Here is a 19,640-nt window from a genome sequence, read left to right on the forward strand (position 1 = left end):
CCCGACGTGCCCACACCCCGGGAGACGGCGGAGGCATTCTCCCGCCACCGGTTCCGCGACGCCTATGCCGCGCTGGCACCCGATGTCCGCTGGACACGGGTCGGCGAGGGGGTGGTCATCGGCCGGCAGGAGGTCGTGGACGCGTGCGAGTCCACGTTGGGGGCGTTGACCTCCACGACCACCCGATTCACCCGCTTCGTCCTCGTCGCGGACGCCGGAGGTGCAGCCGCCGCCGTCGACGTCGTCGCCCGCTACGTGGACGCCGACGGTGCCACGAGCGAGGTGTCCTCCTGCGACATCTACGAGTTCAGCGACGGGCTCCTCACGACGATCACCTCCTACGCCGTCGAACTGGACCAGACCGGGCCCTGACTCCCCGTTGCGCGGGCCCGGCGCGGCGCCTTGACGGGCAGGGAGCGCCGTCGGACCGTCGGCGGGTGGGATCGGGGACTGCGGACGTGCGAGCGGCCCTGCCGGCACCTCTCGCCGCGGCGCTGGAGGGCTACGAGGACCACCTGCGCACGCAGCGCGACGTCTCCGCGCACACCGTCCGCGGCTACGTCGCCGACGCCGTCGCGCTGCTCGACCACCTGGCGCGCCGCGGCGGTGGCCAGGTGCACGACCTGGACCTCTCCACCGTGCGCAGCTGGCTGGCGCAGGGCCGCACCCGCGGCCACAGCCGCGCCACCATCGCGCGGCACGCGGCCTCGGCCCGGTCGTTCACCGCCTGGCTCCGCCGTGCCGGGCTCACCCCGGAGGACGTCGGCCTGCGCCTCGTCAGCCCGAAGGCGCACCGCACGCTGCCCGGCGTCCTGGCGCCCGAGCAGGCGAAGGCGGTCCTGGAGTCGAAGGCCGGCGCGGACGAACCGGTCGGCCTCCGGGACGCCCTCGTGCTCGAGCTGCTGTACGCCAGCGGCATCCGGGTCAGCGAGCTCGTCGGCCTCGACGTCGACGACGTGGACCGCGGGCGCCGGCTGCTGCGGGTGCTCGGCAAGGGGAGCAAGGAGCGCAGCGTCCCCTTCGGCGTCCCGGCCGAGCGGGCGCTGGACGCGTGGCTGACCCGCGGCCGGCCGGCGCTGGCCACCCCGCACTCCGGGCCGGCTCTGCTGCTGGGGGCCCGCGGACGCCGGCTCGACCCCCGGGAGGTGCGCCGGACCGTGCACGCCGCGGTCGCGGGCACCGAGGGCGCCCCCGACATCGGCCCCCACGGGTTGCGGCACTCCGCGGCCACGCACGTGCTGGAGGGCGGCGCCGACCTGCGGTCGGTACAGGAACTGCTCGGCCACGCTAGCCTCGCGACAACCCAGATCTACACGCACGTGACGGTCGAACGGCTCCGTGCGGTCCACGCGCAAGCGCATCCCCGGGCTTGAGACGGCGCGCCCGTTGCCGATACGAAACGGCAGGGGCCACCGACGGGGTAGGACCGCAGGGGGAGGAACGACCATCAGCACCGAGGAGCGCGACCGTGCCTGAGGCCACCATCCACCGGCTCGACGAGTACGACGACGAGTCCCAGGAGGACACGGACGCGATGCTGGCCCAGCTGTGGGCCGACTACGTCGCCGGCCGCGAGCCCGAGCTGCGCGACCGGCTGATCCTGCACTACGCCCCCCTGGTCAAGTACGTCGCCGGCCGGGTCGGCAGCGGTCTGCCCGCGCACGTGGAGCAGGCCGACCTCGTCTCCTACGGCACGTTCGGGCTCATCGACGCGATCACCCGCTTCGAGCCCACCCGCGAGGTCAAGTTCGAGAGCTACGCGATGGCCCGCATCCGCGGCGCGATCATCGACGAGCTGCGCAACACCGACTGGATCCCGCGGTCGGTCCGAATGAAGGCCCGCCAGTTCGAGCGCACCGTCGCCGAGCTCGAGGCCCGTCTGCACCGGACGCCGACCGACGAAGAGGTCGCCGACGAGATGGACATGGACGTCGAGGAGATCCGCAAGTTCCTCGGCCAGCTGTCCCTGGTCAACGTGGTCGCGCTCGACGAGCTGCTCACCGACGACGACGGCGGTGGCGCCCCCAGCCTCGGCGACACGCTGCAGGACTCCAGCGCCCTCGACCCACAGGCGATGGCCGAGCACGGCGAGGCCCGCCAGCTCCTCGCCCGCGCCGTCGAGCAGCTGCCCGATCGCGAGAAGGTCGTGGTCAGCCTCTACTACTTCGAAGGCCTCACCCTCGCCGACATCGGGCGCGTCCTCGGCGTCACCGAGAGCCGCATCTGCCAGCTGCACACCAAGGCCGTGCTGCACCTGCGCACGAAGCTCGCCGACATCGCCTGACCGCCGTGTACGTCCCGCGGTCCAACGCCATGGACGACGGCGACGAGATCCGCCGGCTCGTGAGCGCGGTCGGCTCGGCGCAGCTGGTCACCGTCGCCGACGACGGCTTCCCGGCGGCAACCCTGCTGCCGGTGGTCTGGGACGGCGCCCGGCTCGTCATGCACATGGCGCGGGCCAACCCGCACTGGCGGTCGATCGGCGACGGGGCGCCGGCCCTTGCCGTGGTGAGCGGGCCGGAGGCCTACGTCTCGGCCGCCTGGTACCCGTCCAAGACCGAGCACGGGCGGGTCGTGCCCACCTGGAACTACTCGGCGGTGCACCTCACCGGCCGCGCGACGGTCACCCACGACCCGGACTGGCTGCTCGACGCCGTCACCCGGCTGACGGACGCGCACGAGCAGCGCCGAGACCGGCCCTGGCGGGTGGACGACGCGCCGGCGCGGTACGTCGAGAAGCAGCTCGCGGCCATCGTCGGCATCGAGGTCGCGATTGAGCGCGTCGAGGGCAAGGCGAAGCTCAGCCAGAACAGGGACGACGCGGACTTCGCCGGTGTGATCGCGGGCCTCCGGCGGGAGGGCGCCGGCCGGGAGCACCAGGTGGCCGACGCGATGGCCGTCCTGCGGCCTCAGGACGAGGGCACCCGCCGGCCCAGCTCGTAGGCCGCGGTGCCGTCCGCGAGCAGCTCCACCGTCTGGGCGCCGGGGCGGTCCAGGCTCAGGACGAGGTCGGCCACCGAGCAGTTGAGCACGCGGGACACCGCACCGTCCGGGCTCGCGTAGTCCCACTCGGCGAAGGCGTCCCGAGGGGCCGAGACCGTTGCGCCGACGACGACCCCGCGCGGCCCGGGGACGAGCACCGAGCACCGGTCGTCCGAGGCCTCGACACGGACACGGCGCCGGAGCCCGCCGAGCACGTACCGGTGCCCGCCGATGCTCAGGGCGCCGTTGGCCACCCAGGGCGACGTCAGCGGACCCAGACGCACCCGGCCGATGGCGACGTCGAGCCAGGTGTCCCGCCACGTGCCCGCGAAGCCGAGGCCCGAGAGCCAGATCCACTCCTCGGCGTGCTCCTCGCCCCAGTTGTGACCGACCATGCCGACCCAGCCGGAGACGTCGATGCGCCGCCCGTCCACCGCCACCTCGCCGTCGACCAGCGCCGAGGGGCTCGGGGACAGCAGCTTCGTCCGCGGGTGGCGCGAGGAGTACATCCAGTCGCGCGGCAGGTGGCGCAGCGGCGCCTCGGCGGAGGAGTGGCGCAGCGACCACGAGACGCGCCGCCCGTCGGCGGCGGCCGCTCCGACGACGTGCGCGGGCCCGAAGACGCTCTCGCCGAGCCGGATCCACGCGCCCTCGTCCGTCGCCGGCTCGGGCACGTCGACCCGCACCGCCCAGGGGCGGGGCGCCGTTTTGTCGAACAGCGTGAACCAGAGCTGGCCGCTGGGAGGCCCGTCCGGCGGCACGAGGACCGTGTACCGGATCCAGAGCCCGCGCGGCTCCTCCCGGTCGACCGCGCGCAGGTAGTAGCTCTCGTAGTGCCCGCGGCCCGCCGGCAGGAGCGGCCAGCGGGGAGCCGTGTCGTCCGGAACGACCATGGCGGGAGGGTAGTGGCGGCCGCGGAACGGCGAAGGCGTCGCCGGCGGACCGACCGGGCGGCAGCAGACGGACGCGCGGTGGGCGCAGCAGCGCCAGGGGGTCCAGGTAGATCTCGCCGCGACGCAGACCCCAGTGCAGGCATGCCGGGACCGGGCACCCGTCGTGGCCGGTCCGCAGCGTGCCGACGGGGGAGCCGCGGGCCACCTGCTGCCCCGCGGCCACGGACGCGTCCACCGGCTCGTACGTCGTCCGCAGGCCGCCCGCGTGGTCGATGCTCACCACCGGACGGCCGGCGACCATGCCGGCGAACACGACGACCCCGTCGCCCGCCGCCAGCACCCGGCCGGACGGCGTCCCCTGCAGGTCGACGCCGCGGTGCCCGGCCGCGTACGGGTGCGGCAGCCGGTCGAACGGGCGCGTCACCGTCACGGGGCCGTCGAGCGGTGGGCCCCAGAGGGTCCCGGGTCGCGCCGGGGGAGGCGACAGGACGGGCTCGGCCGAGGCGGACGCCGGCAGCAGGACGAGGACGGCCAGCAGCAGCGGCAGGAGGCGGGGGCGCACAGGAGGACCGTCGTCCGCGGAGCAGCCGGACGGGCCGCGCGGGCCGGAGCTGTGGACGGCCGGTCCCGCTGGGGAAAGGGCCCCGGATCCTCGCGTATGCTGTCCGGTGCGGCCCGTTCCGACGGGTCGACTTCGCGCGTCCTCTTCCCGCCGTATCAGGCGGGGCAGTCGCCACCTCGGTCCCGACGGGCAACCGCCGGGGGTGTGGCGCGGCCGGACGCCAGGGCGGTGCACCACCCGGTGCGCAGCGACAACCGAGAAGCGCGGCCACCGGCCGCGTGCGAACGAGAGAGGCTGCAATGGCAGTCGTCAGCATGAAGCAGCTGCTCGACAGCGGCGTGCACTTCGGTCACCAGACCCGCCGCTGGAACCCGAAGATGAAGCGGTTCATCTTCACCGAGCGCAACGGCATCTACATCATCGACCTGCAGCAGACGCTGGGGTACATCGACAACGCCTACGAGTTCGTCAAGCAGACGGTCGCCCACGGCGGCTCGATCCTGTTCGTCGGCACCAAGCGCCAGGCGCAGGAGGTCGTCGCCGAGCAGGCCACGCGCGTGGGCATGCCCTACGTCAACCAGCGCTGGCTGGGCGGCATGCTCACCAACTTCCAGACCGTGCACAAGCGCCTCCAGCGCCTCAAGGAGCTCGAGGACCTCGAGCAGACCGGCGCCCTGGTCAGCCTCTCCAAGAAGGAGCAGCTGGTCCTCAGCCGCGAGAAGGGCAAGCTGGAGCGCAGCCTCGGCGGTATCCGCGACATGCAGAAGGTGCCCAGCGCCATCTGGATCGTGGACACCAAGAAGGAGCACATCGCCGTCGGTGAGGCCCGCAAGCTGAACATCCCGGTGGTGGCGATCCTCGACACCAACTGCGACCCCGACGAGGTCGACTACAAGATCCCGGGCAACGACGACGCGATCCGCAGCATCACGGTGCTGACCCGGGTCATCGCCGACGCCGTCGCCGAGGGCCTCATGGCCCGCTCGGCCTCGCAGGCGAACGCCGGCCGCGAGGACGGCGCCGAGCCGGCCATCGGTGGCGGCGAGCCGCTGGCCGACTGGGAGCGCGAGCTCCTGACCGGTGGGGACGCCGCCGCGGCCCCGCTGCCGGAGACGCCGGCCCAGCCGGCCGAGGTCACCGCGAACGAGGTCGCCCCGGTCGAGGGCGTGCCCGCCACCGGCGACACCAGCACCGGCACCCAGGGCGCCGAAAACGGCTGATGCTCCGGCGCCGTCCTCCTGAGGGGGACGGCGCCGCGGCACGCCCGCACACACCCGGACCACAGAGGGAAGAGACATGGCTGACTTCACCGCCGCCGACGTCAAGCGTCTCCGCGACGCCACCGGCGCCGGCATGATGGACTGCAAGAAGGCGCTCACCGAGGCCGACGGCGACTTCGACAAGGCCGTCGAGCTCCTGCGCGTCAAGGGCGCCAAGGACGTCGGCAAGCGCCTCGAGCGCTCCACGACCAACGGCATCGTCGTCAGCAAGGACGGCGCGCTGCTGGAGCTCGACTGCGAGACCGACTTCGTCGCCAAGAACGCCGACTTCATCGCGCTGGCCGAGCGCCTGCTCGAGATCGGCCTGAAGAACCAGGCCACCGACGCCGAGTCCCTGCTGGGCAGCGACGTCGACGGTCAGACCGTCGCCGCGCTGGTCGAGGGCGAGTCCGCCCGCATCGGCGAGAAGCTGGTCCTCAGCCGGTTCGCCGCGTTCGAGGGCAGCACCGCCACCTACCTGCACAAGCGGGCCACCGACCTGCCCCCGGCCATCGGCGTCGCGGTGCAGTACTCCGGCGGTTCCGAGGACGCCGCGCGCAGCCTGGCGATGCACATCGCCGCCGCCCGCCCGCGCTTCCTCACCCGCGACGAGGTCCCGGCCGAGGCCGTCGAGACCGAGCGCCGGGTCGCCGAGCAGACCGCGAAGGAGGAGGGCAAGCCGGAGCAGGCGATCAGCAAGATCGTCGAGGGCCGGGTCAACGCCTTCTACAAGGACTTCGTCCTGCTCGAGCAGCCGTCGATCACCGAGCCCAAGCGCACGGTCAAGCAGATCGTCGACGAGGCCGGCCTGACCGTGGAGCGGTTCGCCCGCTTCGAGGTCGGCCAGGCCTGACAGGTCGCTGAACGGCCCCGCCCCCTGATCCGGGAGCGGGGCCGTTCGCATGTGCGGCAGGATCAACCAACCGACTGTCGAACGAGGGATGACGCGTTGACCGACACCACACCTCCGCTGTCCGCCCCCACCGCCTTCCAGCCCGCCGATGGCAGCGGCTACCAGCGGGTGCTGCTGAAGCTCTCCGGTGAGACCTTCGGCGGCGGCAAGGTCGGCGTCGACGCCGACATCGTGCGCGGCATCGCCGAGCAGCTGGCGGAGGTCGTCGCCAAGGGCACCCAGGTCGCGGTGGTCATGGGTGGGGGCAACTTCTTCCGGGGTGCGGAGCTGTCCCAGGCCGGCATGGACCGCACCAAGGCCGACTACATGGGCATGCTCGGCACGGTCATGAACTGCCTGGCCCTCCAGGACTTCTGCGAGAAGGCAGGTCTGGAGACCCGCGTCCAGTCCGCGATCACCATGGGCCAGGTCGCCGAGCCCTACATCCCGCGCAAGGCCATCCGGCACCTGGAGAAGGGCCGGCTGGTGATCTTCGGTGCCGGCGCCGGCATGCCGTACTTCTCGACCGACACGGTCGCGGCCCAGCGGGCGCTGGAGATCGAGTGCCAGGTCCTGCTCATGGGCAAGAACGGGGTCGACGGCGTCTACGACGACGACCCCCGGACCAACCCCGATGCCGTGATGTACGACGACCTCGACTACGCCACGGTGCTGGCCAAGCAGCTCAAGGTCGCCGACGCCACCGCGATCAGCCTGTGCATGGACAACCAGATGCCGATCGTCGTGTTCAACCTGCTGCGTGACGGCAACATCGCGCGGGCGACCGCAGGTGAGAAGATCGGCACGCTGATCAGCCAGCCCGCCTGAGCCGACCGGCACGAAGACGAGAACGACGGCGGACCGACGCCGCCGCCGATGGAGGGAAGACCCGTGATCGACGACACCCTGCTCGATGCCGAGGAGCGGATGGACAAGGCCCTGTCGGTCGCCCGCGAGGACCTCGGCTCGGTGCGCACCGGCCGCGCTGCCCCGTCGATGTTCAACAAGATCGCGGTCGACTACTACGGCGCCTACACCCCGGTGCCGCAGATGGCGTCCATCACCGTGCCCGAGGCTCGGATGGCCGTCATCAAGCCCTACGACATGAGCCAGCTGCAGGCGATCGAGCGGGCCATCCGGGACAGCGACCTCGGCGTCAACCCCACCAACGACGGCCAGATCCTGCGAGTGGTCTTCCCGCAGCTCACCGAGGAGCGCCGCCGCGACCTGGTGAAGCAGGCCCGCGCCAAGGGCGAGGACGCCAAGATCGCCATCCGGAACATCCGCCGCCGGGCGAAGGACGAGCTCGACCGCATCGCCAAGGACGGCGAGGCCGGTGAGGACGAGGTGCGCCGCGCGGAGAAGGAGCTCGACCACCTCACCGAGCAGCACGTCGCGCACGTCGACGAGGCGATGAAGAACAAGGAAGCCGAGCTGCTCGAGGTCTGATCAGCGCCGGCCCGTCGAGCTCATGACACCGCCCTCCGCCGCCGACCGTCCCGGGACCTCCGGGCCGGGCACCGAGCCGTTCGCGCGACACGGCGCCCGCGGTCAGCGGACGTCGGACACCCTCGGCCGCACGGGCCCGTCGTGGCCCGCGCGCTCGTCGTGGGGGGATCCCGAAGACGGCGACACGGGCCCGGTGCCGATCGTCGGCGACCGGCCGGCCCCACCGGCGCGGCCTGCCGACACCGCTCCGGAGACCGACCAGCTGCCCACCGCCGACGGGGCAGCCGTGGACGAGCCGCCGGACGAGGAGGTGCTCCCGGTGACCGAGCGCCCCGTGGGGGGCCGCGCCGGCCGTGACCTGCGGGCCGCGATCGGCGTCGGTGTCAGCCTGGTCGCGCTGATCCTGGCGTCGCTGTTCATCTGGCGGCCGGCCTTCCTCGCCGTCCTCGTCGCCGCCATCCTGGTCGCGGTCTGGGAGCTGACCACGGCGCTGGGCGCCGGCCGGTTCCACCCGCCACGGGTCCCCCTGCTGGTCGGGGCGCTGCTGATGGAGGGGCTCGCCTGGACGAGGGGCCCGACCGGGCTCGTCGTCGGGTTCCTGCTCACCGCCCTGGCGGTCGTGCTCTGGCGGCTCGGCCACGGCCCGGCCGGCTACCTCGCCGACGCCTCGTCCGGGGTCCTCGTCGCGCTGTACGTGCCGCTGCTGGCCGGCTTCGCCGTCCTGCTGCTGGTCCCCGATGACGGGGCCTGGCGGGTCATCGCCTTCATCGCCACCGTGATCGCGAGCGACGTCGGCGGCTACGCGGCCGGCGTCCTCGTCGGCAAGCACCCGATGGCGCCGAGCATCAGCCCGAAGAAGTCGTGGGAGGGCTTCGCCGGCTCCGTCGTCGCCTGCATGCTCGTCGCCAGCGCGTTCGTCGTCCTCGGCCTGGACGCGCCGTGGTGGGGCGGGCTCGTGTTCGGCGCCGCCCTGGCGGTGTCGGCCACGGTGGGCGACCTCGGGGAGTCGCTGATCAAGCGCGACCTGGGCATCAAGGACATGGGCAACCTGCTGCCCGGCCACGGCGGGATCATGGACCGCCTCGACTCGCTGCTGCCCTCGGCGGCGGTGGCCTACCTGCTCCTGTCGGTCCTCGCCCCGGTCTAGGGCTCACGCCGGGCGGTGGAGGCTCCACGTGGTGCCCACCGGTGCGAAGCCGCGCCGGGCGTACCAGTGCCGCGGCCAGTCCTGCGCGTCGGCCTCCAGCACCACCAGGTCGCAGCCGGCGTCGACGGCGAGCGCGAGGGCCTTCGCCAGGACGGCGTCCCCGTGGCCGCGCCCCCGGGCCGCGGGGTCGGTCATCACCGATTCGACCGCCGCGGTCGCCCCGTCGACCCGCAGCTGGGCGGCGGCCACGACCCGGCCGTCCTCCCGGACCACCACGTCGCTCACGGCCAGCACCCGGTCGTTGAGCTCCTCGCGTCCGACGAGCTGGGCGACCACCGCGTCCAGCCGCGGGCCCAGGCCGGCCAGGTCGCGCCGCCACGACCTGTCCCACAGCTCGTGCACCTCGCTCTGCGGGACCACCTCGGCCCGCGCGGCGCCGGGGAGCGATGCGGGTCGCCGTGCCATCAGCAGCAGCTCCTCGACCTCCCACCCGCGCCGTCCCAGCTCCGCAGCCACGTCGTCCGCGCCCGGCCAGAGCAGGCTCGCCGTGCGGCTCGGCCAGCCGGCGTTGCCGGCGACCTCGTCGGCGGCGGCCTCGATGGCGTCGGCGTCCACCGGGGAGGTGAGCACCAGCCGATTGTTGTCGCGCGAGTGGGCGACGTCCGGGTCGAGGACGGCGACCCCGCCGGGGACGTCACCCACGCCGACCGCGCGCCGCACCGGCAGCGACGCGTAGAACGACAGGGTCCGCCCCGGGACGTCGTCCGGTGCGGGGAGGACGGGCGCGACCGGCGGCCGGTAGGGGACGACGGCGACCACGGAGCTGGTCGGGAGGGGCCCGTAGAGGTGGGGGAACAGCGCGCCGTCCGGAGCTGCCGGCACACCGGGCTCGATCCGCACCTCGTCGGTCAGCCGGGCGGGGTCGACGACCAGCAGCAGCAGGTCGCGACGGCCCGGGAAGAGCGCCCGCGCCGGCACGTGCACCTGCTCGGGCGCCGAGAGGTGCACGAAACCGCGGGCGTCGAGGGAGGGCGGGCGCACCGCCCCGGAGGCCAGCGCGGCGCGCCAGTGCGCCGGCTCGACGAGGTGGACGAACAGGGTGCGGCCTCCGGTCAGGACAGCGGCGGGTCGGTGTCGATCCCGCGCGCCTCCAGCGCGGCCTCGATCGCGTGGCACACCGTACGGACCACCGCGACGCGCGCCCACCGCTTGTCGTCGCCGGCGATCACGTGCCACGGGCCGGCGGGGTGGTCGGTGCGCTCGAGCATGTCCTCGACGGCGGCTTCGTACGCGGGCCGCTTCTCGCGGTTGCGCCAGTCCTCGTCGGTCAGCTTCCAGGCGCGGTACGGATCGTCCCGCCGCGACTCGAACCGGCGCAGCTGCTCCTCGGGGGACAGGTGCATCCAGAACTTCACGATGATCGTGCCCTCGGCCGCCAAGGTGGTCTCGAGGTCCACGATCTCGGCATAGGCCCGCTGCCAGGCATCGTCGGCGGCGAAGCCCTCGACCCGCTCGACGAGGACCCGGCCGTACCAGGTGCGGTCGAGGACGGCCATGCCTCCCCAGCCGGGCAGCACCGGCCAGAACCGCCACAGGAAGTGGTGCCGCTTCTCGTCGGAGCTGGGCGCGGCGAACTGCGCGACCCGCACGTGCCGCGAGTCGAGCTCCTCCACGAGCCGCTGGATCGCCCCGCCCTTCCCGGAGGCGTCCCAGCCCTCGAACAGCACCAGCAGGGGCGGGCCGAGCTCGCCCGGGCCGATCTGGCCGCCGAGCAGCAGCCGCAGGTGGACCAGGCGCTCCTGCGCGGCCTTCAGCTCGGCCTTGCCCTCCTTCTTGGACAGGCTCAGCGAGAGGTCGACGTCGTCGAGGCGGCTCATGGCCGCCAGCCTGGCGGCGGGGCGGCCCGACCGCAGCCCGGAGCGCCGGTCACCCGGACCCCACGAGGCCGCACTCGTGCGCGAGCACGATCGCCTGCGGCCGGTCGCGCAGGTCCAGCTTCGCCAGGATGTGCCGCACGTGGCTCTTCACCGTCGCCAGGGAGATGAACAGCTCCGCGGCGATCTCGGGGTTGGAGCGCCCGGCGCCCATCAGCGCCAGGACGTCGCGTTCGCGCTCGCTCAGCGTGCCGAGGCGATCAGCGGTGGGCGCAGGTGGCCGGCGGACGTAGGCGGCGACCAGCCGCGCGACCACGGTGGGCGCGAGCGGCATCTCGCCGGCGGCCGCCGCCTCGACGGCCGCGACCAGCCGCTCGCCCCCGGCGTCCTTGAGCAGGTAGCCGGTGGCCCCGGCCTCCAGCGCGCGGTAGGTCAGCTCCTCGCCCTCGAAGGTGGTCAGCACCAGCACCCGGGTCCGGCTGCCGGACGCGACGATCCGCCGGGTCGCCTCGACGCCGTCCAGCTCCGGCATGCGGATGTCCACCAGCGCGACGTCGGGGGCGGTGTCGAGGACCAGCCGGACCCCCTCCGCCCCGTCCGCTGCCTCGCCCAGGACCTGGACCCCGGCCAGCTCGAGGATGAGCCGGAGGCCGTCGCGGATCAGCTGCTGGTCGTCGACCAGCACCACGGAGGTCATCGGGCTGCCGGGACGTCGACCGGGAGCCGGGCGCGCAGCCCGAAGCCGCCGTCGGACCGCGGTCCGGCGTCGAGCTCGCCGCCGAGGAGCCGCACCCGCTCCCGCATCCCGACCAGTCCGAAGCCCGATCCCGGGGAGCCGGCCGCGGTGCCGGCGTCGTTGACCACCTCGACCACCACGGCGGGGCCGTCGCCGTCGACGCACACCCGTACCGGCGAGCCCGGCGCGTGGCGCGAGGCGTTGGTGAGCGCCTCCTGCACCAGCCGGTAGCCGGCGAGCCCGACGCTGGCGTGCAGTGGCCGGGACGGCGGCCGGAAGGTGAGCTCGACCGGTCCGCCGGCGGCGCGGTGCTGCTCGACGAGGGCCGGGACGTCGGCCAGACCCGGCTGCGGCCGCAGCGCGCCGTCGCCGTCGTCGCGCAGCAGGCCGACGGCGCGGCGCATCTCGGTCAGCGCCTCGGCGGCCGACCGCCGGATGGCGGCGATCGGCGCGGCGGCCCGGTCGGGCGCCTTGGTCAGGGCCGCCGCGGCGGCGTCGGCCTGGAGCGCGATGACCGTCACCTCGTGCCCGAGGACGTCGTGCAGCTCCCGGGCGATGCGGGCCCGCTCCTCGGCGACGGCGGTGCGCTCGGCCAGCGCGCGCTCGCGCAGCAGCTGGCCGGTGAGCTCCCGCAGCCGCCGGTTCTGCTCGCGCTGGTGGGCGACCAGCCGCCCCGCGGCCGCGGGGCCGACCACCACGAGAGCCGCGCCGATGGCGGCGGTCGGGTGCTCCGGCCCCAGCAGGGTCAGGGCCACCCCGGCGACGAGTCCGACGGTGCAGACGCCGAGGATCCGCCACGTCCCCGTGGCGTAGGCGCCCACCGAGTAGAAGAGCAGCCCGGCGATGACGTAGCCGAGGAGCAGGAAGCCGTCCGCCGTCGGGATCGTCCAGACCGCCGTCATCACGAGAGCCGCGGTCGAGGGGAGGACCCGCCGCCACGCCAGGGGTGCGGTCGAGCCCACGGCGACCAGCGCCGACACCACCGGGGAGGCGATGGGGGCGACCGCGACCTGCACCAGCGAGAGGGCGCAGAGGACGGCGGCCAGGACGACGTCGGACCGCGGCGGCAGGACCGGACGGGGCTGCGACGGGGCCACGGAGCCGAAGGGTAGGGCGGCCGGGGCCCGGTGGCATCAGCCCTGGGGCTGAGCGGACAAGCCGCCTCCGGATCGATGCGGGCGGGGGGCGCCGGTTCCTAGCGTTCCCGGCGCCGAACCACCCCTCGTCCAGGAGAACGCCATGCCCACCACCACCGCACCCGCTCCCGTCGCCACCCCCTCCCGCGCCCGCGGCGCCCTGCTCCAGGGCACGCGGCTCCTGCTCGGAGCCTTCGGCGCCCTCAAGCTCGGCGGCACCGCCTACTTCCTCTTCTTCGCCACCGCCGAGCAGGGCGGGGACCCCGAGGGGCTGGGCGACTGGTCCGTCGGCGTGTGGTCGACCGTCCTCGCGGTCGCCTTCCTCGTCGCCGCCGTCCGGCTGGGCCGGGACGAGCGCGTCGTCCCGCTGCTCTGGGGCGTGCTGGCCCTCGACGTGGTGTTCAGCGCGGTGAAGCTGACCGTCTACGACGAGCCGGAGGCGGTGCTCTTCATGGCCGTCGACGTCGTGGTCATCGGGCTGCTGGCGCTCCTCCGCCGGCGTGCTGCCTGATCCACGCGTGCATGGCGATGCCCGCCGCGACACCGGCGTTGATCGACCGGGTCGAGCCGAACTGGGCGATGGAGAGCACGCCGTCGGCCGCGTCGCGGGCCTCGTCGGAGAGCCCGGTGCCCTCCTGCCCGAAGAGCAGGACGCACGCCCGAGGGAGCTCGGCCGTCTCCAGCGGCCGGGCTCCCGGCAGGTTGTCGACCGCCAGCAGCGGCAGGCCGGCCTCCCGTGCCCAGGCGACGAGCGCGCCCACGTCGGGGTGGTGGCGGACGTGCTGGTACCGGTCGGTGACCATCGCCCCCCGGCGGTTCCAGCGCTTCCTGCCCACGACGTGCACCGCCTCGGCGAGGAATGCGTTGGCGGTCCGGACCACGGTGCCGATGTTCAGGTCGTGCCGCCAGTTCTCGATGGCGACGTGGAAGGGGTGCCGGCGGCGGTCGAGGTCGGCGACGATCGCCTCGACGGTCCAGTAGCGGTACGCGTCGACCACGTTGCGGCGGTCGCCGTGCGCCAGGAGCTCGGGGTCGTAGCGCGGGTCGGCCGGCCACGGCCCCTCCCACGGGCCGACGCCGACGACGTCGAGCGGGGCCTCCGGCGGGGTGAGGTCTGTCTCGCGCTCGGCCATCCGGGCCACGCTAGTGGGACGATGGGCGGCGCCATGACTGCCCTTCCGCTCGTCTTCGACGCCCCGCGCCGCGGGATGCCCCCGCGCCACCTCGCCGACCTGTCGCCCGAGGAGGCCCGCACGGCGGTCACCGAACTCGGCCAGCCGGCGTTCCGGGCCGATCAGCTGGCCCGCCACTTCTTCCGCGGGGTGACCGACCCGGCGCAGATGACCGACCTGCCCGCCGCCTCCCGCGAGGCGCTGACCGAGGCGCTCCTGCCGGGACTGCTGACCGTCGTCCGCCACCAGACGGCCGACAACGGGCGCACCCGCAAGACGCTGTGGCGGCTGCACGACGGTGCCCTCGTCGAGAGCGTCCTCATGCGCTACCCCGACCGCGCCACCGTCTGCATCTCCAGCCAGGCCGGCTGCGGGATGGCCTGCCCCTTCTGCGCCACCGGCCAGCAGGGCCTGACCCGCAACCTGTCCGCCGCCGAGATCATCGGCCAGGCGGTGGCCGCGGCGGCCGCGATGGCGAACGGCGAGATCGACGGCGGGCCGGGGCGGCTCTCCAACGTCGTCTTCATGGGCATGGGGGAGCCGCTGGCCAACTACGCCCGGGTGCGCAAGACGCTCGACGCGCTGCTCACGCCTGCCCCGCACGGCCTCGGGCTGTCCCAGCGCTCGGTCACCGTGTCGACCGTGGGACTGGTGCCGGCGATCCGCCGGCTCACCGACGAGGGGCGCAACGTCACCCTCGCGGTGAGCCTGCACGCGCCCGACGACGAGCTGCGCAACACCCTCGTGCCGATCAACACCCGCTGGAAGGTCGCCGAGGTCATCGACGCCGCGGACGCCTACGCGCGCAAGACCGGCCGCCGGTACTCGATCGAGTACGCCCTGATCCGCGACGTGAACGACCAGCCGTTCCGGGCCGACCTGCTGGGGGAGCTGCTGGCCGGGAAGCTGGCGCACGTGAACCTGATCCCGCTCAACCCGACCCCGGGCAGCCCGTGGGACGCCAGCCCCCTGCCCGCGCAGCGCGAGTTCGTCGCCCGGCTGCGCGCCGCCGGTGTGGCGACGACCGTGCGCGACACCCGGGGCCAGGACATCGACGGCGCCTGCGGCCAGCTGGCCGCGGCCGACCGGGTCGAGGGCGTGCCGAGCCTGGCAGTGCCGGTGCCGTCGGTCGAGCCGCCCCTCGAGCTGGGCGCGGAGGGCGACGAGTGAGCTCGGCGCCGGCCGAGGCCGAGGCGCACGAGCACAGCCACGCCGACGTCTCCGGCGGCTGGCTGCGCGCCGCCGTCTTCGGGGCGATGGACGGCCTGGTCACGAACACGGCGCTGGTCGCCGGCGTGGGTGGGGGAGGCGCCGCCCCGCGGGCGATCGTCCTGGCCGGGACGGCGAGCCTGGTGGCCGGCGCGATCTCCATGGCGCTGGGCGAGTACACCTCGGTGAAGACGCAGAACGAGCAGCTCGACCTCGAGGTCGAGAAGGAGCGCCGGGAGCTCGAGCGCAACCCGGAGGGCGAGCTCGCCGAGCTGATCGAGATGCTGCGCGTCCGCGGCGTCGACGACCGCCTGGCCCGGAAGGTCGCCGTCCAGCTGTCCCAGGACCCCGAGACCGCCCTGCGGCTGCACGTCGTCGCGGAGATCGGGCTGAGCCCGGAGGACAAGCCCTCGCCGATGACGGCGGCGGTCTCGTCCTTCTTCACCTTCGGCACCGGTGCGCTGCTGCCCCTGCTGCCCTACCTCTTCGGGGCCTCGCTGCTCTGGGTGGCACTGCTGTGCGGCGGGCTCGGTCTGCTGGCCGCCGGGGCGCTGTCGTCGCGCTTCACCCCGCGGCCGTGGTGGTTCGCCGGCTTGCGGCAGCTGCTGTTCGGTGCGCTGGCCGCGGGCGTGACCTACGCGATCGGCTCGGCGATCGGCGTCGCCGTCACCTGACGGGGTTGCTCAGGGCGCGCAGGACATCCCGGCCGCCGCGACGGCGTCCCGCGTGGCCGCGGTGGGGAACCGGACCAGGGTCCCGCTCACCGGGTCGCCGACGGGCAGGACGGTCGCACCGTCGAGGCGGGCGTCCGCCAGGGTGAGCAGGTCGCGGGCGGAGGTGCCGGAGTCGACGGTCAGCGCCCCGGACAGCGCCCAGGCCAGGCCGTGCAGGCGCACGGGTCGGGTGGCCGACACCGTCACCGCCCGCGCCAGTGCCTCGGCGACCGCCGTCGCGTGCGACGCACGACCGTCCGGGTCGACGTCGGCGGACACCCACCGTCCGTCGACGAGTTCCTGGGGGGAACGCGAGCGCACCAGGGCCAGGGCCGTCGCGCCGTCGACGTGCCGGCGGCCCGCCTCGCGCAGCTCCAGGCCCGCCGCGGGGTCACGGACGGGAGCCGGGACGTCGACGGTCAGACCACCCGCCGCGTCCACGACGGCGGCGAAGCCCGCCAGGTCGATCGCGAGCAGGTGGTCGGCGGCGATGCCCAGCGCGCAGAGGGCGTCGACCGTCGACTGCGGGCCCTCCAGCCAGGTCAGCGCGAGCCGAGCGGCCGCCTGCGGGACCACGAGGTCGCGAGGGACGGAGAAGGCGGTGGTGCTCTCACCGGAACGGTGGACGACGAGGACGACGTCGGCGCGGCTCCCGGGCACCTCGTCGACCGAGCCGAAGTCGGCGACGGACGCGCCCTCGGGCAGCCGGGCGCGGGAGTCCTCGCCCACCAGCACCCAGGTCTCGCCCGGTCCCCGGGGTAGCTCGACGGCCAGCCGGTCGACGCGCCCGGTCACGACGGTGGCGTCGAGGGCCAGGACACCCAGCACCAGGAGCAGTACGCCGACGACGGTCGGCACGGTGGTGCGACGCGACGGACGCCGCCCCGGGGAACCCGGGGCGGCGTCCGCCGTGGAGCTGCTGGGCACGGTCAGGCCTGCGCCGCCCCCTGCGACCGCCGGCGCGCCACGACGAGCGCGCCCGCGCCGGCCAGCACGAGACCCCCACCGAGGACGAGCGGGACCGTCACGTCGGCGCCGGTGCTGGCCAGGCGCGGGCCGGCCTTCGCCACTGTGACCGGGTAGGTGACCGTCGTGCCGTCGGCCCGCGTCACGACCAGGTTGTGCGCACCGGCCGGCGTGCCCGCCGGGACGGTGAAGGCGACGGTGATGGTGCCGCTGGAGTCGGCGGTGAAGGTGCCGAGGTTCTGCGGGGTGGAGTGGAGCACCAGGGTGACGACCTCGTTCGGGAGGTAGCCGGACAGCCGCAGCATGCGCTTCTCGCCGGGAGCCACGCCCTTGTCGTCCGGCGTCAGCGTCGTGCCCGGCGCGACGGTCTGGCAGCCGGAGGCGCACTCGGCCGGGACCGGGACGGTGCCCAGCGTGACGGCGACGAGGGGGTACTTGCTCTGGGTCACGTAGTCGTCGCAGGTGACCTGGAGCCGGAACGTGCCCTGCGGGTGGCCCGCGGAGAACGTCTCCCGGAAGGACCACGTGCCGTCCGGGAGGACGAGCATCCCGTCGCCCATCTCCGGGGTGTCGGGCGAGGTGATCGTGACCCACGGCGCCGTCCCGCCGGGGCCGGCCACGCAGCCGCTGCCGGAGACGGTGAAGTACTCGTTCGCCTGGACGGACGTGTGGGAAACGGTCGGGCGGGGGAGGTCGGCGGCAGCGGCGGCGGGCGCGACGCTCACGGCGCCGGCGACCAGCGCGAGGCCGGCGAGCAGTCCGGTGGTGATCCGGCGGAGGGCGGGGCGGGACATCTGTACTCCGGGAGGCCAGCGGTCCGCAGCCTCGGACCGGTCACCGGATGTGTATCGGAACTCCCCCGTCCATCGACCTCGGAGAGTAGCGACACGCCGACGAAGAGTCGGGATCGTTGTGCCGACTGGTCACCGGACGGAGAAGGCCCGCTCCCCGGAGGGAGCGGGCCTTCTCTCGCGAGGTCTGCGCGCGGTCAGCGGCTGCGCCAGGCGTTCTTCCGGCGCCGCATGTCCCAGATCAGGATCAGCACCATCACCAGCGCGATGCCGACGATCCAGAGGTCCTCCATCCGGCCCTCGTGGTTGCCGAACAGGTAGGTCAGGAGGACGAGGACGGCGATCCAGGCGCCGATGCGCCCCTTGCCGCCCGTCTCGCCGTGCCAGCCCCAGTCCTCGGGGCGCTCGTGCTCGACCGGGTGGTCACCGACGCGGACGACGCCCTCTTCACGACCGGGCTGGTTGACCCGCTGGGTCTCGCTCACGCGCTGCTCCTCGATGGCACTCGTCGACCGGCTCGCCCCGCACGTTCGCGGGCACGGTCATTCTGGCAGGCCCCGGCGCCGGACACCGGGCGAGGTGGCGCGGCGACGGCGCGCCGCGGCCTCGGGAAGGATGCCACCCGTGAGTTCACCCCGTCAGGTCACGCTGCTCGGCTCCACCGGCTCGATCGGCCGGCAGGCCATCGCCGTCGCCGTCCAGAACCCCGACCGGCTGCAGATCACCGGTCTGGCCGCCGGGGGAGGGGACGTCGCCCGGCTCGCCGAGCAGGCGCTGGCCCTCGGCGTGCGCACCGTCGCCGTCGCCCGCGCGACCGCGGCGCAGGACCTCCAGCTGGCCTTCTACGCCGAGGCATCCCGGCGGGGCTGGGCCAAGGGGGAGTACTCGCTGCCCGAGATCCTGGCCGGTCCGCGGGCAGCGGAGGAGCTCGCCGCCCGCCCGGCAGACGTCGTCCTCAACGGGATCACCGGCTCCATCGGCCTCGGGCCCACCCTCTCGGCCCTGCGCGCCGGCCGCACCGTGGCGCTCGCGAACAAGGAGTCGCTCGTCGCCGGAGGCGTGCTCGTCACCGAGGCCGCGGCGCCGGGGCAGCTGGTGCCGGTGGACTCCGAGCACTCGGCGCTGGCCCAGTGCCTCCGGGGCGGTGCGCGCGACGAGGTCGCCCGCCTCGTCCTGACCGCGAGCGGCGGCCCGTTCCGCGGACGCACCGTCGACCAGCTCGCGGACGTCACCGTCGAGCAGGCCCTGGCCCACCCGACGTGGGACATGGGACCCGTCGTCACGATCAACTCCGCGACGCTGGTCAACAAGGGGCTCGAGCTGATCGAGGCGCACCTGCTCTTCGACGTCCCGTACGCCGACATCGACGTCGTGGTGCACCCGCAGTCGATCGTCCACTCGATGGTGACGTTCGCCGACGGCGCGACCATCGCGCAGGCGAGCCCGCCGGACATGCGGCTGCCGATCGCCCTCGCCCTCGCCTGGCCGGACCGGCTGCCCGTCGTCCAGCCGGCGCTGGACTGGTCCACGGCGAGCTCCTGGGAGTTCTTCCCGCTCGACGAGGCCGCCTTCCCCGCCGTCCGCCTGGCGCGAGCCGCCGGCGAGGCCGGCGGGGTCGTCCCGGCGCTCTACAACGCCTCGAACGAGGAGGCCGTGGCCGCCTTCGTGGCGGGTCGCCTGTCGTTCCGGGGCATCGTCGACCTCGTCGCGCGTACCCTCGACGACGCGCCGGACCTCGGCGTCCCCACCTGCGTCGAGGACGTCCTGGCGGCGGAGAAGTGGGCCCGGGAGCACGCCCGGGCGGTCATCGCCGGAGGCTGAACTGAGCGGGATCCTGCTGAGCGTCCTGGGGATCGTCG

General features: G+C 74.2%; 22 protein-coding genes and 1 pseudogene. 13 read left to right on the forward strand and 10 right to left on the reverse strand.

Annotation, left to right across the window (positions count from 1 at the left end; translation table 11 throughout):
- The first annotated feature begins 6 nt into the window (after positions 1-6).
- The 4 genes from DCS98_RS19990 (at position 7) to DCS98_RS20005 (ending at position 2,943) form a co-directional block, all read left to right on the forward strand.
- Complete coding sequence (locus DCS98_RS19990; protein WP_116453150.1) at positions 7-372, forward strand: nuclear transport factor 2 family protein; 366 nt, start codon at positions 7-9, stop codon at positions 370-372.
- 86 nt (positions 373-458) lie between these two features.
- Positions 459-1,373 (forward strand): tyrosine recombinase XerC, encoded by a 915-nt coding sequence (locus DCS98_RS19995; protein WP_277394629.1) that lies wholly within the window; start codon positions 459-461, stop codon positions 1,371-1,373.
- A 95-nt stretch (positions 1,374-1,468) separates the two neighbouring features.
- Entirely contained in the window at positions 1,469-2,284 is an 816-nt protein-coding gene (whiG, locus tag DCS98_RS20000; protein ID WP_116453152.1) for an RNA polymerase sigma factor WhiG, read from the forward strand.
- Positions 2,285-2,289: 5 nt separating this feature from the next.
- Entirely contained in the window at positions 2,290-2,943 is a 654-nt protein-coding gene (locus DCS98_RS20005) for an FMN-binding negative transcriptional regulator (RefSeq protein ID WP_116453153.1), read from the forward strand.
- Here DCS98_RS20005 and DCS98_RS20010 read toward each other — a convergent pair.
- Positions 2,910-3,875 carry a hypothetical protein gene (locus tag DCS98_RS20010; RefSeq protein ID WP_116453154.1) on the reverse strand — a complete coding sequence of 322 codons (966 nt, stop codon included), beginning with the start codon at positions 3,873-3,875 and terminating at the stop codon, positions 2,910-2,912. The two genes, DCS98_RS20005 and DCS98_RS20010, sit on opposite strands and share 34 nt — an antisense overlap.
- A 109-nt stretch (positions 3,876-3,984) precedes the next feature.
- Positions 3,985-4,674 (reverse strand): annotated as a pseudogene (locus DCS98_RS24035) (murein hydrolase activator EnvC family protein); the annotation flags it as partial.
- A gap of 62 nt (positions 4,675-4,736) precedes the next feature.
- On the opposite strand from DCS98_RS24035, the gene rpsB reads away from it, so the two are divergent.
- The 5 genes from rpsB (at position 4,737) to DCS98_RS20040 (ending at position 9,184) form a co-directional block, all read left to right on the forward strand.
- A complete protein-coding gene (rpsB, locus tag DCS98_RS20020; RefSeq protein ID WP_116453155.1) occupies positions 4,737-5,657 on the forward strand; it encodes a 30S ribosomal protein S2 in 921 nt (306 codons plus the stop codon).
- 76 nt (positions 5,658-5,733) lie between these two features.
- On the forward strand, positions 5,734-6,549 hold the full coding sequence (gene tsf / locus DCS98_RS20025; RefSeq protein ID WP_116453156.1) for a translation elongation factor Ts: 816 nt from the start codon (positions 5,734-5,736) through the stop codon (positions 6,547-6,549).
- 96 nt (positions 6,550-6,645) lie between these two features.
- A complete protein-coding gene (pyrH, locus tag DCS98_RS20030; RefSeq protein WP_116453157.1) occupies positions 6,646-7,416 on the forward strand; it encodes a UMP kinase in 771 nt (256 codons plus the stop codon).
- Positions 7,417-7,479: 63 nt separating this feature from the next.
- Positions 7,480-8,037: a ribosome recycling factor gene (gene frr / locus DCS98_RS20035; protein ID WP_116453158.1), complete on the forward strand. Its 558-nt coding sequence runs from the start codon at positions 7,480-7,482 to the stop codon at positions 8,035-8,037.
- A gap of 22 nt (positions 8,038-8,059) precedes the next feature.
- On the forward strand, positions 8,060-9,184 hold the full coding sequence (locus DCS98_RS20040) for a phosphatidate cytidylyltransferase (RefSeq protein ID WP_116453159.1): 1,125 nt from the start codon (positions 8,060-8,062) through the stop codon (positions 9,182-9,184).
- A 3-nt stretch (positions 9,185-9,187) separates the two neighbouring features.
- Here the strand turns inward: DCS98_RS20040 and DCS98_RS20045 are convergent, their stop codons facing one another.
- From DCS98_RS20045 to DCS98_RS20060, 4 genes are read right to left on the reverse strand one after another with little or no spacing between them, the layout of a single operon-like run.
- Entirely contained in the window at positions 9,188-10,300 is a 1,113-nt protein-coding gene (locus DCS98_RS20045) for a GNAT family N-acetyltransferase (protein ID WP_116453234.1), read from the reverse strand.
- On the reverse strand, positions 10,297-11,061 hold the full coding sequence (locus tag DCS98_RS20050; protein WP_116453160.1) for a polyphosphate kinase 2 family protein: 765 nt from the start codon (positions 11,059-11,061) through the stop codon (positions 10,297-10,299). The genes DCS98_RS20045 and DCS98_RS20050 overlap by 4 nt, the downstream gene beginning before the upstream one ends.
- Before the next feature lie 49 nt (positions 11,062-11,110).
- Positions 11,111-11,755 carry a response regulator gene (locus DCS98_RS20055; RefSeq protein ID WP_116453161.1) on the reverse strand — a complete coding sequence of 215 codons (645 nt, stop codon included), beginning with the start codon at positions 11,753-11,755 and terminating at the stop codon, positions 11,111-11,113.
- The gene (locus DCS98_RS20060) at positions 11,752-12,891 is read right to left on the reverse strand and encodes a sensor histidine kinase (RefSeq protein ID WP_116453162.1); all 1,140 of its coding nucleotides are present in this window, start codon (positions 12,889-12,891) and stop codon (positions 11,752-11,754) included. The genes DCS98_RS20055 and DCS98_RS20060 overlap by 4 nt, the downstream gene beginning before the upstream one ends.
- A gap of 142 nt (positions 12,892-13,033) precedes the next feature.
- On the opposite strand from DCS98_RS20060, the gene DCS98_RS20065 reads away from it, so the two are divergent.
- On the forward strand, positions 13,034-13,441 hold the full coding sequence (locus DCS98_RS20065; RefSeq protein WP_116453163.1) for a hypothetical protein: 408 nt from the start codon (positions 13,034-13,036) through the stop codon (positions 13,439-13,441).
- On the opposite strand, the gene DCS98_RS20070 is transcribed toward DCS98_RS20065, so the two are convergent.
- Positions 13,401-14,063 carry a TrmH family RNA methyltransferase gene (locus tag DCS98_RS20070; RefSeq protein WP_116453236.1) on the reverse strand — a complete coding sequence of 221 codons (663 nt, stop codon included), beginning with the start codon at positions 14,061-14,063 and terminating at the stop codon, positions 13,401-13,403. The genes DCS98_RS20065 and DCS98_RS20070 overlap by 41 nt on opposite strands.
- Positions 14,064-14,096: 33 nt before the next feature.
- Between DCS98_RS20070 and rlmN the strand changes: the two genes are divergently transcribed.
- Positions 14,097-15,272, forward strand: a complete 1,176-nt coding sequence (gene rlmN, locus DCS98_RS20075) for a dual-specificity RNA methyltransferase RlmN (RefSeq protein ID WP_116453164.1) — start codon at positions 14,097-14,099, stop codon at positions 15,270-15,272.
- Positions 15,269-15,985, forward strand: a complete 717-nt coding sequence (locus tag DCS98_RS20080; protein ID WP_116453170.1) for a VIT1/CCC1 transporter family protein — start codon at positions 15,269-15,271, stop codon at positions 15,983-15,985. Before rlmN ends, DCS98_RS20080 begins: the two co-directional genes overlap by 4 nt.
- Positions 15,986-15,994: 9 nt before the next feature.
- On the opposite strand, the gene DCS98_RS20085 is transcribed toward DCS98_RS20080, so the two are convergent.
- The 3 genes from DCS98_RS20085 to DCS98_RS20095 form a co-directional block, all read right to left on the reverse strand.
- Complete coding sequence (locus tag DCS98_RS20085) at positions 15,995-16,882, reverse strand: LCP family protein (RefSeq protein ID WP_241038476.1); 888 nt, start codon at positions 16,880-16,882, stop codon at positions 15,995-15,997.
- A gap of 71 nt (positions 16,883-16,953) precedes the next feature.
- The gene (locus DCS98_RS20090) at positions 16,954-17,784 is read right to left on the reverse strand and encodes an LPXTG cell wall anchor domain-containing protein (RefSeq protein WP_116453173.1); all 831 of its coding nucleotides are present in this window, start codon (positions 17,782-17,784) and stop codon (positions 16,954-16,956) included.
- Positions 17,785-17,978: 194 nt separating this feature from the next.
- Positions 17,979-18,266 (reverse strand): DUF2631 domain-containing protein, encoded by a 288-nt coding sequence (locus tag DCS98_RS20095; protein ID WP_241038478.1) that lies wholly within the window; start codon positions 18,264-18,266, stop codon positions 17,979-17,981.
- A gap of 130 nt (positions 18,267-18,396) precedes the next feature.
- On the opposite strand from DCS98_RS20095, the gene dxr reads away from it, so the two are divergent.
- Positions 18,397-19,602: a 1-deoxy-D-xylulose-5-phosphate reductoisomerase gene (gene dxr, locus DCS98_RS20100; RefSeq protein ID WP_241038480.1), complete on the forward strand. Its 1,206-nt coding sequence runs from the start codon at positions 18,397-18,399 to the stop codon at positions 19,600-19,602.
- Positions 19,603-19,640 lie beyond the last annotated feature (38 nt).

Source organism: Blastococcus litoris, from assembly GCF_003075095.1.
Taxonomy (GTDB): Bacteria; Actinomycetota; Actinomycetes; order Mycobacteriales; family Geodermatophilaceae; genus Blastococcus_B; species Blastococcus_B litoris.

What these genes read in the sequence shown, in the direction of transcription:
- rlmN (WP_116453164.1), top strand. Translation starts at nt 14,097, where the DNA reads ATGACTGCCCTTCCGCTCGTCTTCGACGCCCCGCGCCGCGGGATGCCC.
- DCS98_RS20065 (WP_116453163.1), top strand. Translation starts at nt 13,034, where the DNA reads ATGCCCACCACCACCGCACCCGCTCCCGTCGCCACCCCCTCCCGCGCC.
- DCS98_RS20040 (WP_116453159.1), top strand. Translation starts at nt 8,060, where the DNA reads ATGACACCGCCCTCCGCCGCCGACCGTCCCGGGACCTCCGGGCCGGGC.
- DCS98_RS20070 (WP_116453236.1), bottom strand. Translation starts at nt 14,063, where the DNA reads ATGGCCGAGCGCGAGACAGACCTCACCCCGCCGGAGGCCCCGCTCGAC.
- tsf (WP_116453156.1), top strand. Translation starts at nt 5,734, where the DNA reads ATGGCTGACTTCACCGCCGCCGACGTCAAGCGTCTCCGCGACGCCACC.
- DCS98_RS20055 (WP_116453161.1), bottom strand. Translation starts at nt 11,755, where the DNA reads ATGACCTCCGTGGTGCTGGTCGACGACCAGCAGCTGATCCGCGACGGC.
- DCS98_RS20010 (WP_116453154.1), bottom strand. Translation starts at nt 3,875, where the DNA reads ATGGTCGTTCCGGACGACACGGCTCCCCGCTGGCCGCTCCTGCCGGCG.
- DCS98_RS20090 (WP_116453173.1), bottom strand. Translation starts at nt 17,784, where the DNA reads ATGTCCCGCCCCGCCCTCCGCCGGATCACCACCGGACTGCTCGCCGGC.
- DCS98_RS20050 (WP_116453160.1), bottom strand. Translation starts at nt 11,061, where the DNA reads ATGAGCCGCCTCGACGACGTCGACCTCTCGCTGAGCCTGTCCAAGAAG.
- rpsB (WP_116453155.1), top strand. Translation starts at nt 4,737, where the DNA reads ATGGCAGTCGTCAGCATGAAGCAGCTGCTCGACAGCGGCGTGCACTTC.
- dxr (WP_241038480.1), top strand. Translation starts at nt 18,397, where the DNA reads ATGCCACCCGTGAGTTCACCCCGTCAGGTCACGCTGCTCGGCTCCACC.